A 13,557-nucleotide genomic window follows, 5' to 3' on the forward strand; every position below is an offset into this window, starting at 1 on the left:
AGCGATGCCCAGTAGTATTTTAGAAAATGACGATTGCGTTCAACTGACTGATGAAACCAGATTGCCGATGGCCGCTTTGCTAACCCTCGCTATGGCAGGTTTCATCACAATCCTGACGGAAGCATTGCCTGCTGGCCTTCTTCCTTTGATGAGCAAGGACCTAAGTGCCAGTCCCTCCGCGATTGGTCAGCTCATCACAATATATGCTGTAGGCTCCCTTATCGCGGCTATTCCGCTAACAAAGCTTACACAGCATTTTGCGCGCAAACCGGTGCTGCTTTGTGCAATTGCCGGATTTGCCGTAGCCAATAGCGTGACCGCGATCACAGCAAGTTATAGCATTATGCTGCTGGCGCGGTTATTCGCCGGAATTTGTGCGGGGCTTCTTTGGGCGATGCTGGCGGGATATGCAGCTCGTATGGTTTCAGAACAATTGCGAGGCCGTGCGATTGCTGTTGCTATGGTTGGAACTCCCCTTGCTTTGTCATTGGGCATTCCTGCGGGCACGATGATCGGTTCCTTCATTGGCTGGAGAACGACATTTTTGTTGATGACGGCTCTCACCCTGGCTTTGGTTATCCTGGTCCTAATAAAAGTGCCCAATTATCCCGGAACGACCCTTCGTGATAAGGCGTCTATAGGAGGGACGTTGGCGATCGGTGGCATCAAATCAGTGTTACTTGTCACCCTTTTATTCGTGCTCGCTCATAACATTCTTTACACATACATTGGCCCACTTGTTGAGCCTTCCGGATTGTCCTCTAAGCTCGATCTTGTTTTGCTCGTTTTTGGGGTAACGGCAATTGTTGGAATTTGCATTATTGGCTATTTCATCGGCCGGTGGCTTCGAGAGTTGGTCTTAGCAAGCATTCTGCTTTTCAGTGCAGCAGCATTGATGTTGAGCATATGGGGTGATGTGCAAAGTCTATTCTGGTTGGCGACAGTTATGTGGGGGCTGGCTTTTGGTGGAGCTGCAACCCTGTTCCAAACAGCCGCAGCAAACACGGCATATGAAGCATCGGATCTCGCGCAGTCTATGATCGTCACAGCCTGGAATCTTGCAATCGCGGGAGGCGGGCTTATCGGTGGATTGTTACTTCAACATGCAGATGTTGCATGGCTATCATGGCCGGTGTTGATGTTGTTATTGTTGGCCTACGCTATAGCTTCTCTTGCCAAAGAGCGTGGATTTCCACCTAACGCAACATGACCGCACGACATTTCCAATTAGTGCTCTAATGTGATTGGTGCATTCTGTTTCAATCAGCTCGAGATGCGCTCTAAAATATGCCGGGCATATATGTCCGGCACTTTTGTCTGAAACAGCAACCAACACCCAGATATGATATGTGTTTATTTATAGTACGCTTCTATTGTGCGCGATATTGGGAATGTCCTGGTGAAGCGCTTCGATCTCAGCAGCAACAAGCTCTTGCAGCTTCCAAAGATTGCGGTCGCGAATGCCTTTTTCTTCAAGGTGCCTGACGGTGTGATAAAGATACTCGGCGCATGATCCAATATGACCACAGGCGCGTGCCAAAACATGCGCTACGGACTCCAGCGATAAGCCGTTCAGCACACGGTCCCCACGTGGTCCCGCCCAGAACGTCAAAGCTCGAACCGGACCTTCCGGCGTATCGACCGCGACCCAGCGAATACTGTAAGCGTCACTCATTGAACTGATTTCACGGCGGATCATGCGCTGGATCTGCGCAAGCCGATCTTCTTCCGACAGGCGAAAGACAATACCGTTGCAGCTGCCACCCGGCCTTAGTGCAAGCATTAATCCGGGTTGGCTTTGAGTGCCACGCCATCGGGTTAAACGAAGACAGAACGAGCGATGCCAGCCTTTCACACCGCCATAACGCCAGCCAACGGCATTAAAATCCGGCTTCCAAATGAGCGAGCCATAGGCAAAAACCCATAGCGGAGTGTCACCGCTCTCGCGAAAAAGCTTTTCAGACAGTGCCTCAACATCCTGATCTGTCATGGGAATGCGATTGGGTTCTGGACCCAGATCCACTTCAGTCCGAATGCTCAGTGAGACCAATTCCTCGGTCAGTGTCATTCTGGATGCAAAATCACTCAATGCGCTTTTCCCGCTTAACCCAACTTCACCTTCGACAGTCCACTCGGGGATTATGAAACGAATTTGGCATTTTGCTCAAGCCCTGAGAGATGCTTTAGCATCATCCAACCGGCGAATGCTGGAAAACAGCGTTTCACGATCTGATAAGTGCCGCTCGAATAATGCGATGAAGGTCGTATTATCGGCGATATGTGGAAGAGGAGCCGACTGCGCGCGGCGCAGACTTTCGTTTGCGGCCTGTTTTGCAGCTTCAACGGCAGCCAATAGGGATGCTATGGTTCCTCGCTCCTGCATGCATTTACCATAGACCTTTGATAAAGAATGCTGATTATCTGACTGATTTTGCATCGTGATCACATCTCCTATCAATTGCGTTATGATCTATTGGCTATGTGCCTATTGTACGTTCTTGATCAGCTACGAAACGAGGCACTCAAAGCTATTTCTTGGCAACAGTCTGAAATATCAACGCTTTGATAATCAGAGTTGGTAGAAAAACCGATTTTCGCTCAACCGTAAAAACGAAAGTGGCAGCCAAAGCTGCCACTCTTTTTCGTATCTGGAACAAAAGCTTTCCTGATTAGAAAGAGCGCTGGAAACGAACAACGCCCTGCCATGCATCCTGTCCTTTGAGGATCGACTTGCTATCGTCCCACTTGGTGTAGGAAACCTGCGGCGTGATGGTGAAGCCCGGAACGAGCTGATAGGCAACATTCGCACTTGCAGCAAATGTGTCGGCCGCTTCATATGCCAACTGTACGTTGAAGGTCGCTTTGTTTGTAGCCTTAAACTTTGCGCCGCCCCATACAGCCCAATCGCCGCCCCATGTACCGAAGAAACTGTCGATTACACGCACGCCGCGATAGGTGCTGCTGCCTCCGTCATGAACGATAACGCCGCTGCCGTTGTAATGCACATAATGGTCTTTGTTGGACTTATATGCACCCTGTAACCAGACGGAAAACTGGTCTGTTACATTGACATCTGCGCGGATCTTTCCGGCCCATTTTTCGTTGACTGCATCATAGGCCGCAACACCGGCAATCGAGCCCCAGCTTTGCGCATATTTAAGACCACCAACCACGTGCGGTGTATAGTCATCAATCACGCCATTCCAATCGACATCGGAATTGTTGCCCTGTTCAAGAGACAGAATAGCTGAAATGCCATTGCCACCCTTGAAGGTGTAGCTGATCTGGTTGGTGCGATAGCCGCCTGCGCTGATAACGTCATCATTCAGCACATCACCGAAATATCCGGTAAATGTATAGAAGGCCGAGTCATCAAGGCCAATGCGAAAGCCACCAAGCTGGATGTAAGCGCGGTTGAGCGTTGTCCCGGCATCAGCACCGTTACCAAAGTTAAAACGCGATTCAGTGAAAGTCGAAAGTGTTCCGAGTTCCGTTTCAGAAGCAGTCGATGTGCGCAGTGTGAAACGCGTATTGTTGTTCCATGTCTCATAAGACTTGCCGCGTGGGCTAAGATTAAAGGCACTGCCGTCAGGAGCGCGGCTAACGCCTGCACCACGATAGTAGACGTTATCACCCGCCCTCAAGTCATAACGCACATAACCATGAATGCGCAGGCACGTTTCCGTGCCCGGAATATAGAAATAGCCTGCACCATAAGCATCGCAAACGCGTACATATTCTACAGCTTCCGGTTCCGGTGCTACGACCGCATCCGCTGCATTTGCATTCGTCATCCCCAGAACTACAAATGCAGAGCCGATGACTGTGTTTTTCAGAATCATAATTATCCCCACTAACAATAGACAAAATCGTTTTATTTCAGAGGGATAATTCGATTAAGGCAATTATATCTAATTATTGTAAAATATATGACAAATAATATTTCATATAGAAATAATAAATATTGATATAATTGACGATGCTATAGTAATATTTACCTTTAATCTGACAATTATGGTTAAAATGTATTACGTTAGTATATGTATATATCGCAATAGTTATTCAATTTATAAATCGTAGATGTTTTTACTAATCGGTTATCACCGGCTCCTGAAACAATGACAAGTAGCGCTCTCCGCTATCAGGCAGAACGGCAACGATGGTCTTACCTGCATTCTCCGGGCGTTTTGCAATTTGAAGAGCTGCTGCAATTGCCGCACCAGAAGACGTTCCGACCAGAAAGCCCTCTTCGCGCGCAACTGACAATGCGGAACGTCGAGCCTGCTCCGTCGTCACAGCGACTATTTCATCGACAATCGCCCTGTCGTAGTTTTCAGGCAAAATCGTCTCATCGATATCGGTGACTTTGTGAACGCCTTCAATAGTTTCGGCTTTTGGATTATCGGCAGAAGGCACCGAATCTGCCGTCGGCTCCACCAGAATGATGCGAAGAGATGATTTCTTTTCTTTAAGGTACTTTCCCGCCCCTGAGATGGTCCCGCCAGTGCCTACGGTACTGACCAAAATATCCACCTCGCCATCCGTGTCGCGCCAGATTTCCGGGCCGGTCGTTTCAAAATGAATTGCCGGATTTGCAGGATTGGACCGCTGACCCGTATAATAAGCGCCCGGATTTTCGCTGCGAATACGATCGAGCACCTTTTGCAACGCCCCTATTTCCAGCAACTCATCATTATCAATCAGCACGAGTTCTGACCCGAACTGACGCAGGATATTGATTTTGTCTTCGCTGATTGTATCACGCAGGTAAAACTTCGTCCGATAGCCCTTTGCGGCAGCAACAGCCGCAATACCAATGCCGGTATTTCCGCTTGTCAGATCTACCAGAAGATCCCCCGGCTTAATCTTACCTGCACGCTCGGCATCCCGAATAATCCCCCATGCTGTACGGTCTTTGATGCTGCCAGCCGGATTGAGATACTCGATTTTTGCGAGAAGACGCCCAGAAACGTCATTGCTCTTCTGAAGGCGTGAGAAAGCAACCAGAGGCGTATTGCCGACAAGCTCCGAAAAACCATTGCGTATGTTACCCATGTTCCACTCCCTTTTGCCAACAGGTATCAAAATTCAACGTCTCATTTTCACCAGCCGTTGAATTTTATTAAGAAAATTATTCACTTAGTTCGCCCCTCACATAGATTTGCAATCCACTGCAGGAGGCCTCTTTGCATTTATATTCGCGTATCAACGCTGCCCGGATCATCATGAATGATGTCCCCTATTCGATAGACTGACGGGATTCGCACGAGCCTTACTGATTGCTGTCTCAAGGATTGAAGGCTCTAACTTTTCATGCCCTGCCCATCGAAAACGTATCCAGCCATTCTGATCTACGAGAAAGCTTGCCCCAGCGGCAGTTGGTGTCAGAATCTGAATAGCCACAGCCGCAGTCTGGTCGGAAACATCGCATTGTGCCGTGATCCCATTGCTATCAACTGCAAAGGCTTCAAGCTGTTCACCCTGAAGATGAAGCAGCCAGAAACTCTCGGATTGCCGACCGATCTCATGCCGTTTAGCCTCGCAATAGATCGTAATCTGCGGGCTTGCAGCCGGGTAAACCGCACCATCAGGCGCAGGCAGACTGATCGTCCGGGCAGACGCAATCGTTCGGATGTAATCCACTAGCGACCACGCGGCTTTCGCATCCAACGCCGTTTCAAAACCGGGCATGGATTGCCGACCGTCTTGCGTCTCCTTGCCATGCATGATCGTCCAGAAGATTTCTCCGTCACTGCGATCCGCAAACAAGGGCGCTGTCAGATCGGGTGGCCATACCGGATCGCCCGTTGCTTGCTCACCGCGCCCGCGCCCGTCATTGCCATGACAGGAGGCACAATTGTTTCCGAAAGCCGTAGCACCCCGCGCAATTGCGATGGACGTGTGGGATGTGGACGAGCGCAAAAAGCTTGCTTCATTAGCATCCTGCACAAACAATCCGATGCGTGGTGGCTGGAACAACGCGAACCCGATAATTGCCACGATAACAATAGCTTGCCATCGCCATTTAGGCAGAAAAAGGCACCAAATACCAATCAGAAATGCCAGCAGAAGTGGCTTGAGGCTCCGCCATGCGGCATCGACGAGAAACGCATCAGCCAGAATATTGTCGCGCAAACGATAGGCGAAAGGCCACATGATGTCTTCATGAACGCCGGGCGGTTGTGTGGCGAGAAGTGACGCCGCAAGAAACACTACAATGCCGATTGTACTCTCAAGGATCAGCGCATAACCAAGTCCACGCCCGCTGCTGCCATCACGGCTCAGCCAGAAACGATTAAGTGCTGCAAGTGTTAGCATGGCCGCCAGAAGCGCGATCTTCACGATCATGATCCTGCCGTAAGTGGTACCAACCAGCCCCGGCAAACCACCTGTCAAAAGCCATCCTGCAATTGCGGCACCAATAACAAGAATGGCAACAAAAATAATGCCATATAGCGAAAAGCGCTGCGCTGCCTGCAAACCCTCATCCCGCGAGGCACGTAAAAGAAGATAGAGTGGTGGCAGCGAACCAAACCATAGAGCACCCGCAATCACATGCGCAAAAACCGCCAGTGGCAACCAGATTGTGTCAGCTGCTGCTGCGTGCCCCATGCGCATCTGAAGACCAAGCGCGAAAACAGTGATCAAAAACAGAAGGACACGGATGGCTTGAGACTTTATCGCGTGCGGCAGAAGCAATGCAGCAAGCAAGATTGCCAATGCACGCAAGCACGATGCAATGCCAAACGCTGTGCCGAAAAGTCCGCTTGGGAGAAAAGCCAATGCATCAGAAAAACTGTTCGCACCAGACAGCAGTGAGAACTGAAGTGGAACCCATAGAACCAGTCCAAAGGCACTGATTGCCACGGAATAGCTGCAAAGTTGATCCCAGATTCTCACAAAAGACGTAGGTTTGCCGTCACTTATTTCGCTTGAAACAAGAAAAATTCGAAAAAATAGGGCGCCTGCGAGCAGTGCGAGGCCCGCAAGATTAAGGCATCGCACGAGCGCAATGACGATATCAATTCCAGTCATTGCGCCCGGCAACCTTAATTAGCAATCTTGAATTTGAACGCGCCTTCGGTGCGGTGCGTATCGACTGACGCAGCACCCCACTCGACCGTATAAGTGCCCGGCTTCAAGGCTGGCGGTTTGACCGAAAGCGTCTTGGTATTGCCGTCAATATGTTCAGGCTTACTGGTCTCGATAGTCGCCCCGCTCTCATCCTTGAGGACGAGTTTGCTAAGGCCGAGTTCCAGCGCTTCGGTATATTCGATGGAAACAATGGCAGGTGTTTTATTGAGCACAGCGTCCTCGGCTGGCTCGGATTGTGCGAGATGCGCATGCGCATAAAGTTGCGTCATCGACCCCAATAAAAGGGCCGTTGTGAGAATTGCTTTTTTGAACATTTTTCTTTCCTGATTTTACCAGTCGGCATCAAGTCCCAGATGCGCAAGTGCCTGCCTGCGCAGTTCCGCCAATCGTGGATCGCCGCGATGGCGCGGATAGCTTAGATCCACTTTAAGTTCGGCTTCGATGCTTGCCGGACGGTTGCCAAAGATGATGACCCGCTGCGCAAGGAAAATCGCTTCCTCGACATCATGCGTGACGAGCAATGTGGTAAAGCCGTTGCGTTGCCAAAGATCGAGAAGCTCAGCCTGCATGGCAAGCCGCGTCAGGGAATCGAGTTTCCCCAATGGCTCGTCCAGAATGAGCAATTTAGGGTCATTGACGAGCGCACGCGCCAAGGCTGCACGCTGCGCCATGCCGCCCGAAAGCTGGCGCGGATAGGCATTGGCAAAAGCCGACAATCCCACCAGCTCAATTGCTTCATCGATGCGGTGTCCCTGAGTTTTAATCACGCCACGCGCCTGAAGCCCCAAAGCCACATTGTCCCGAACCGTCCGCCATGGATAAAGTGTGGGGTCTTGGAAGACCACCACGCGCGACGGATTAGGTCCGAGGATTTCCTCGCCATCGGCCAGAATTCGCCCTTCACTTGGCGGCTCCAGCCCGGCAGCGAGCCGCAAAAGCGTACTCTTGCCGCACCCCGATGGACCCAGAATGGCAACAAATTCACCCGGTTGCACATCAAGCTCAATGTGGTTGAGAACCGGCAGTGACTTGCCTTCAAGGCCAAAGCGATGGCTTACATTCTCAACCTGAATATGGAAGCCACGGCTTTTATCAGCGGTGGCGGCAGGCGTTTGTTTGAGGGCAGCATTCACCATTTCACATCCCCCTTCTGCCAGGTCAGAACGCGATCACGCACCGTAAAGAGCAGCGTAATCAGACCGGAAAATACAATCGCCATGATGATGAGCGCGCCATAGAGATTGTTGTAGGCCGCCCAGCCTTGCGCCCATTGCAGATACCAGCCGAGACCGGACTTGACGCCCATCATTTCGGCGGCGACCAGCACCGAGAAAGATGCACCCAACCCCATGAAAAGACCGACAAAAACATGCGGTAACGCTGCCGGAATTGCGACGCGCAGGATCAGGAACAACTGACTGGCGCCCAAAGTGCGGGCAACATCGTAGTAAGCTTTATCGACGCTCGCCACGCCCGACCATGTCAGAACTGTCAGCGGGAACCATGTTGCAAGCGCGATGAGAAAGACTGCTGCTGAAAAGCCTGACGGGAAGAAATAGAATGCCATTGGTAACAGTGCAGTTGAAGGAATTGGCCCGAGAAACCGCAAAACCGGATGAACCCAATAGCCGATTGCCTGTACCCAGCCGATGGAAACACCAGTCAGAAAGCCCGCAATCGCACCAAGCACAAAACCCGAAGCCAGCAACTTGAACGAGTTATAGAGGCTGTCGAGCAGACGCGGCCAATCATCAAGATAGACTTCGAGCAGAGACGAAGGTGGTTGAAAAAACGGCACAGGGAGCCATGCGAACTTGGCCGTAAGCAATTCCCAAACACCAAAAAATATCGCCAAAGCCGTCAGCCATGGCGACCAGTAAATAAGCCTTTTGCCAATTGCCGGATTGACCGCAACCAATGCTGCAGCGACTGCCAGAAGGATCGTCCAGCCGATGAACAAACCATTGGTTTCACGCACATAAAGCGGCTCGGCAAACCCAACCACCACATTGGGAAGGAAGACTGAAATCGCACTGACGATAGCCCAGGCGATCACCGCCACAAACGGCCATAGCGAACGGCGAAGCGCGGAGGGCAGAGCCTCCCGCGCGTCGTCCTTAGACGAGATATAGACTGTGTCAGGTGATGACATTGGCGACGATCTTTTCGGCAAATGCATCCGTATTGGTATTTGGCCGGATGACATTGATGATCTTGAGCTCATCCACGAACAAAGCGACATCCTTGCGCAAGGCATCACCCGTCGAATGATGGTCATGCGTGTGACTGCGCAGGATACGCGCCACGTCCGTTGCAGAGACATTGCCCGGAACGAAAGGTGCAAAGATTTCAGCGCTTTCATCTGGGTGCGCTGCAGTCCAAGCCTGTGCTTCTACGATTGCACGCGACAAGGCGCTCGCAACTTCCGGCTCATCACGAACCAGACTGCCGCGCAGACCCAGCACACAGCAGGCAGAATTGACATACTGTCCATCAAGATTGGTCGCGACTTCCTTGAGGCCATCACGCTCGCGCTGGAGGAAGGCGTGCGGATCATCACCAGCCACAGCCTGCACTTCACCCTTCTTCAAGGCTTCCGCAAAAAGATCAGCCGGATATTGCAGCCACTCGATTTCGGTATCCGGATTGATACCCTGCTTGGCCGCCTGAATGGCGAAGAAGTTGCGGATCGGGCTTGCCTGATCGCTGACGGCAACCTTCTTGCCTTTCATATCAGCAATCGAATTGATACCTGAATCGGGTGCAGCCAGAAGGCGCATACAGCCGCCATGCGTTCCGACCGTCAGCGATACGTCAAACCCTTGCTCAAGCGGCTTCAACCATCGCAGCGCCATGCCAATGCCGCCATCTGCCTTGCCGGTGGCGATTGCCTGAAGCAGCTGATCGGTTGGACCAGAGAAATTGACCGGCTCGACAGTCAGTCCATATTTCTCAAACAGGCCTTTCTTGAGCGCGACCGAAATTGGCGACTGACACACAGCCGTCTGCCCCCAGGCCAGCTTGATCACTCTCGGAGAAGATGAGGTGCTCTGTGCGAATGCCTTGCGTACAAAGCCATCGGAGCCACCAATGGCTGCCACACCAAGACCAACTGCGGATGCCCCCAGAAAAGCACGCCGAGACAGATAAGATTTCTTATTTTCGGAAGTCATGCAATCACCCTGCTTATAAAGAAAGATGATTGACCATATTTATAGTGATAAATTAAGTTCAGAAATTGTAATTCAATTTATTGGTGAAACTTAAAAATTATTACTCATTACAAATTAAAATAATTTACCAATGCTCAATAATTTTAAAATATTAATAATAAATAATACAAAATTTTTATAAAAATATACTGTAATATGTAAAATCAAGAAAGAGATTTTGTTGATATTCGCCGATATTGGAATCCTTTTCTTTTACTCATCCATATCCGCGAATGTTTCAAAGACCACAAAATATATTTTACCCACCATTCGCGCGGATCATGCAAATAATTGCATAGTCTTCACAGATTGCCGCTAGAGCTGCTGGAGCCGCTCGTCATGACGTTTCGAATTAAACCTCTCGCAATGACCGCTTTCTTAGAGTTTGCCCGGCATGATGTAGTCGATTTCGACGCCAACTGCTGCAATGCACTCCCATGTGAACTCATCAATCACATGGACCACGTGAGCGCGGCAACGGACGGGATTTAGAAGTTTACCGTGGCGGCCTTCGCATGGAACGTCTTGCTATTGTGAGGTCAGAAGCAGTCCGCCCAAGCCAGGCATTCGCTACGCGCAGTTGCTTCAGCCGCATAACCCAATCGCCCTTCAATCCGCGGTATCCGGACCGCCGCCAGTAAGATGTTGCTTCCGCAGCACCTATCATACGGCCAGTTTGAGCAAACGATCTTGCCCGCGCATTCAACACGTCAACCCGACCGAGCTTCGTGACAATCTATTATGTCGTGTATCTCTTTGTTGCTATTTCAATGACGTTCTGCAGCGCATAAGCCAAACTTCAAGAACGATAAATTTTCAGGGTGCAAACTAGAAGAGCATGCAGCTGCATACTTGTAATGTATGGAGAGGTTTCAGGAGCACAGCACCCGGCGCTAAAATGTTCGCGCCTATCATCGCTTTTTCAGCCCCATATTCAAACACCTCGCATGGGTCTTAAAGGAAGACACAGGCAAGGTGCTTGATAGATCAGATGTAGTGTCTATAAACTGCGCTTAAGAACGTCAGCCTCAGAGCTTGCCAAGACGACGACGCAGTTCGGCGTTTTCTTCGCGGAGCTTGGTAGCCAGTTCTTTGCGCAACTTGTTATTTTCCGCTTCCAATGAGACCAATGATGCGAGATCATCGCCCGATGCAGTTTTCACGGCCTTTGAAGCTGGCTTCGGAGCCGACTTTGGAGTGGACTTTGGAGCCGACGTTGGAGCTACTTTTTCAGCGGCATTTTTCCAATTATAGTATGTCTGCTCGCTCACTTCAGCTTGCTGCAAGGCAGCTTTAAGTGTCTGCTTGCCATTTTTTGTCGCAGCTTCAATGGACGACATGATAGAGGCGCGTTGTTCTGGCGTATATTTCTTACGCTTAGCTGTTGTTTTTTCTTCTGCAACAGGGGCTGCTTTCGCTGCCGTTTTGCGCGGCTTAACAGACTTAACAGTTGCAGGTGTCTCTGTTACGGTAGAATTTGTATTTGAGGTATTTTCATCTGCCACGATAGGTGTCTCCTGATTTAGCTTGCGATGATTATCGGTCTTGAATGTGAATATATGAAGAGGATATCATGATTTATATTGGTCTAACAAATGCTGATATTAAGTTTCAATCAAAGCCTGTATTATAGGATTAATATCTGATACAAGTTAACAAAGAGCACCTAAAAATGCTCCTCCTATCTTACTCTAATTTTTCATTAGGAAAACAGTTTACGGATGAAAACTCCAAACCGCAATGTTGTTGTTGAATATAAGAACAGGCGTAGTCGCAAGGACAGCGCATCCCTTTGGGGCAACCTTGACTTGAAGTCGATTGCAGAAGAGGTCGATGCACTTATTGTCACATCGCCAGCTGAGAGTGGCGCAGCGAAATCATTATCAGAAAAAATCGACATTGAGACCGCGTCCAAACTAGCGAAAACTCCACCGCGTATTCTATCCGGTAAAGAAGACATCGCAGAAGTTGCGATTAGAGATGACATATCTGTTGTAGATGCTGTTGCTACAACAGACACTCCAGTCCCAATGCCAATAGTGCAGTTCGCATCTGAAAAAGCAGAAGCGCGTGGTGTCGTTGGAGAGAAACCATCGCAAGCGCGCAACAGGAAAGCAGCTCAACCCAACAAGCGAGTTGGCGAACGCGTTTCAAGCGACGACGAAATTCGCGCTGAGTTGTCTCATCTTGAGATGGAAAATACTGACCTCAAGCGTGAATTGCGTACGAAGCTGCGCGAACAAAATCAGGCCCTTTTGACGATGCTTAAAAGGCTGGAAATTCGGACCAGGCGCAAGATTTAGAATGAGTCGATTGATTCTTTTTTCGCAGGTATGGTGGAGATCAATATGGATTCCATCCGAACGTAAATGCGCTTTAGTGTTGGTGTTGCCGTAATTTGATTTAGCGCTGTCAGCCTTACTCAAGGTCGCTGTTATTAAAAGCGAGGATATCTGACCATGAAGTCTTTAAGTGAGCGTCTCGTTGCAAAGTTGAAAAACTGGAGACTGCGCAATGACGACACGAAGGTTGAAGACGCCGCAAGCGTTGAACATGCTGTGAATGAAGATCCTACGTCGCCTCGCAAAGACTATGAGCGAGACCAACCGATTGAGCCCGCGTCGGAAGGAATTGACGCGATAGCTACAAAATCCGTTTCACCGAAGAAATCCGACGATAGTTTTGATGCCCCTCCAAACATTGAAGGTGTGGTCGCAAGTAAGCCTAAAGCCAAAGTCGATGCGCGCAGATTGCTCAACGATGATACCGCTGTTCGCCAGGTCCTCGCAAACACCGATGAGACTTCCGCTCAAAACACGACAAAAAAATTGGGTGTGACGCGTGAGAATACGTACGCAGCTTCAGCTGTCGGAGACGACCAAGCAGTTTCAACGACCGTCAACAAGCAAGAATCGAGTCAAACGCCAGAGACCAAAAGGAAGAGGCAGGCGGTTAAGCAACGAACCACAAAAAATGTGATTGCTCGGCCCGCTCTTGCATCAACTGAAAAGCCCAGTCGTTTGCCCAAGCAAAATGTAGCCGGTTCACTTGTTACCGATCAGGAACTTGATGCGCTTGAAGCTGAGAATAAGCGGTTAAAGCTACTGCTGAGTGAAAAGCTAAAAGGCGGTTTTGAAGGTTAATCCGATAAAATTGCATTGCCAAAAAGTGAGCCGATGATCCCAATTGGGTTGGGCTTCTTTTCCTCCAGATATGGCCTCGATTAGTTTTCGAGGTCTCCTTTAACGTT

At 49.9% G+C, this 13,557-nt stretch carries 13 protein-coding genes; 3 read left to right on the forward strand and 10 right to left on the reverse strand.

Annotation, left to right across the window (positions count from 1 at the left end):
- Positions 1–91 precede the first annotated feature (91 nt).
- A complete protein-coding gene (locus J2782_RS15630; protein WP_310014225.1) occupies positions 92–1,210 on the forward strand; it encodes an MFS transporter in 1,119 nt (372 codons plus the stop codon).
- 147 nt (positions 1,211–1,357) lie between these two features.
- Here the strand turns inward: J2782_RS15630 and J2782_RS15635 are convergent, their stop codons facing one another.
- The 10 genes from J2782_RS15635 to J2782_RS15680 form a co-directional block, all read right to left on the reverse strand.
- Positions 1,358–2,068 (reverse strand): gamma-glutamylcyclotransferase, encoded by a 711-nt coding sequence (locus tag J2782_RS15635; protein WP_310014411.1) that lies wholly within the window; start codon positions 2,066–2,068, stop codon positions 1,358–1,360.
- A gap of 96 nt (positions 2,069–2,164) precedes the next feature.
- Positions 2,165–2,437, reverse strand: a complete 273-nt coding sequence (locus tag J2782_RS15640; protein WP_310014228.1) for a hypothetical protein — start codon at positions 2,435–2,437, stop codon at positions 2,165–2,167.
- A gap of 232 nt (positions 2,438–2,669) precedes the next feature.
- A complete protein-coding gene (locus tag J2782_RS15645; RefSeq protein ID WP_310014230.1) occupies positions 2,670–3,842 on the reverse strand; it encodes a porin in 1,173 nt (390 codons plus the stop codon).
- A 247-nt stretch (positions 3,843–4,089) separates the two neighbouring features.
- Entirely contained in the window at positions 4,090–5,055 is a 966-nt protein-coding gene (locus J2782_RS15650; RefSeq protein ID WP_310014233.1) for a PLP-dependent cysteine synthase family protein, read from the reverse strand.
- A gap of 168 nt (positions 5,056–5,223) precedes the next feature.
- The gene (locus J2782_RS15655) at positions 5,224–7,035 is read right to left on the reverse strand and encodes a CopD family protein (RefSeq protein WP_310014237.1); all 1,812 of its coding nucleotides are present in this window, start codon (positions 7,033–7,035) and stop codon (positions 5,224–5,226) included.
- 14 nt (positions 7,036–7,049) lie between these two features.
- Positions 7,050–7,409 carry a copper resistance CopC family protein gene (locus J2782_RS15660; protein WP_310014239.1) on the reverse strand — a complete coding sequence of 120 codons (360 nt, stop codon included), beginning with the start codon at positions 7,407–7,409 and terminating at the stop codon, positions 7,050–7,052.
- Between the two features lie 15 nt (positions 7,410–7,424).
- A complete protein-coding gene (locus tag J2782_RS15665; protein WP_310014241.1) occupies positions 7,425–8,231 on the reverse strand; it encodes an ABC transporter ATP-binding protein in 807 nt (268 codons plus the stop codon).
- Positions 8,225–9,247, reverse strand: a complete 1,023-nt coding sequence (locus J2782_RS15670; RefSeq protein ID WP_310014244.1) for an ABC transporter permease — start codon at positions 9,245–9,247, stop codon at positions 8,225–8,227. The genes J2782_RS15665 and J2782_RS15670 overlap by 7 nt, the downstream gene beginning before the upstream one ends.
- Positions 9,234–10,268: an ABC transporter substrate-binding protein gene (locus J2782_RS15675; RefSeq protein ID WP_310014246.1), complete on the reverse strand. Its 1,035-nt coding sequence runs from the start codon at positions 10,266–10,268 to the stop codon at positions 9,234–9,236. The genes J2782_RS15670 and J2782_RS15675 overlap by 14 nt, the downstream gene beginning before the upstream one ends.
- Positions 10,269–11,335: 1,067 nt before the next feature.
- A complete protein-coding gene (locus J2782_RS15680; RefSeq protein WP_310014249.1) occupies positions 11,336–11,812 on the reverse strand; it encodes a transposase in 477 nt (158 codons plus the stop codon).
- A 216-nt stretch (positions 11,813–12,028) separates the two neighbouring features.
- Here J2782_RS15680 and J2782_RS15685 point away from each other — a divergent pair, with 216 nt between their 5' ends.
- Together J2782_RS15685 and J2782_RS15690 are read left to right on the forward strand one after the other, a co-directional pair.
- The gene (locus tag J2782_RS15685; protein WP_310014251.1) at positions 12,029–12,610 is read left to right on the forward strand and encodes a hypothetical protein; all 582 of its coding nucleotides are present in this window, start codon (positions 12,029–12,031) and stop codon (positions 12,608–12,610) included.
- Between the two features lie 156 nt (positions 12,611–12,766).
- Complete coding sequence (locus J2782_RS15690; RefSeq protein WP_310014253.1) at positions 12,767–13,450, forward strand: hypothetical protein; 684 nt, start codon at positions 12,767–12,769, stop codon at positions 13,448–13,450.
- Positions 13,451–13,557 lie beyond the last annotated feature (107 nt).

The sequence above is a fragment of the Brucella pseudogrignonensis genome, from assembly GCF_031454375.1.
Lineage (GTDB): Bacteria > Pseudomonadota > Alphaproteobacteria > Rhizobiales > Rhizobiaceae > Brucella > Brucella pseudogrignonensis_A.

Excerpts from the sequence above, each read along its gene's own strand:
- J2782_RS15630 (WP_310014225.1), top strand. The coding sequence starts at position 92 with ATGGCAGGTTTCATCACAATCCTGACGGAAGCATTGCCTGCTGGCCTT.
- J2782_RS15635 (WP_310014411.1), bottom strand. The coding sequence starts at position 2,068 with ATGACACTGACCGAGGAATTGGTCTCACTGAGCATTCGGACTGAAGTG.
- J2782_RS15640 (WP_310014228.1), bottom strand. The coding sequence starts at position 2,437 with ATGCAAAATCAGTCAGATAATCAGCATTCTTTATCAAAGGTCTATGGT.
- J2782_RS15645 (WP_310014230.1), bottom strand. The coding sequence starts at position 3,842 with ATGATTCTGAAAAACACAGTCATCGGCTCTGCATTTGTAGTTCTGGGG.
- J2782_RS15650 (WP_310014233.1), bottom strand. The coding sequence starts at position 5,055 with ATGGGTAACATACGCAATGGTTTTTCGGAGCTTGTCGGCAATACGCCT.
- J2782_RS15655 (WP_310014237.1), bottom strand. The coding sequence starts at position 7,035 with ATGACTGGAATTGATATCGTCATTGCGCTCGTGCGATGCCTTAATCTT.
- J2782_RS15660 (WP_310014239.1), bottom strand. The coding sequence starts at position 7,409 with ATGTTCAAAAAAGCAATTCTCACAACGGCCCTTTTATTGGGGTCGATG.
- J2782_RS15665 (WP_310014241.1), bottom strand. The coding sequence starts at position 8,231 with ATGGTGAATGCTGCCCTCAAACAAACGCCTGCCGCCACCGCTGATAAA.
- J2782_RS15670 (WP_310014244.1), bottom strand. The coding sequence starts at position 9,247 with ATGTCATCACCTGACACAGTCTATATCTCGTCTAAGGACGACGCGCGG.
- J2782_RS15675 (WP_310014246.1), bottom strand. The coding sequence starts at position 10,268 with ATGACTTCCGAAAATAAGAAATCTTATCTGTCTCGGCGTGCTTTTCTG.
- J2782_RS15685 (WP_310014251.1), top strand. The coding sequence starts at position 12,029 with ATGAAAACTCCAAACCGCAATGTTGTTGTTGAATATAAGAACAGGCGT.
- J2782_RS15690 (WP_310014253.1), top strand. The coding sequence starts at position 12,767 with ATGAAGTCTTTAAGTGAGCGTCTCGTTGCAAAGTTGAAAAACTGGAGA.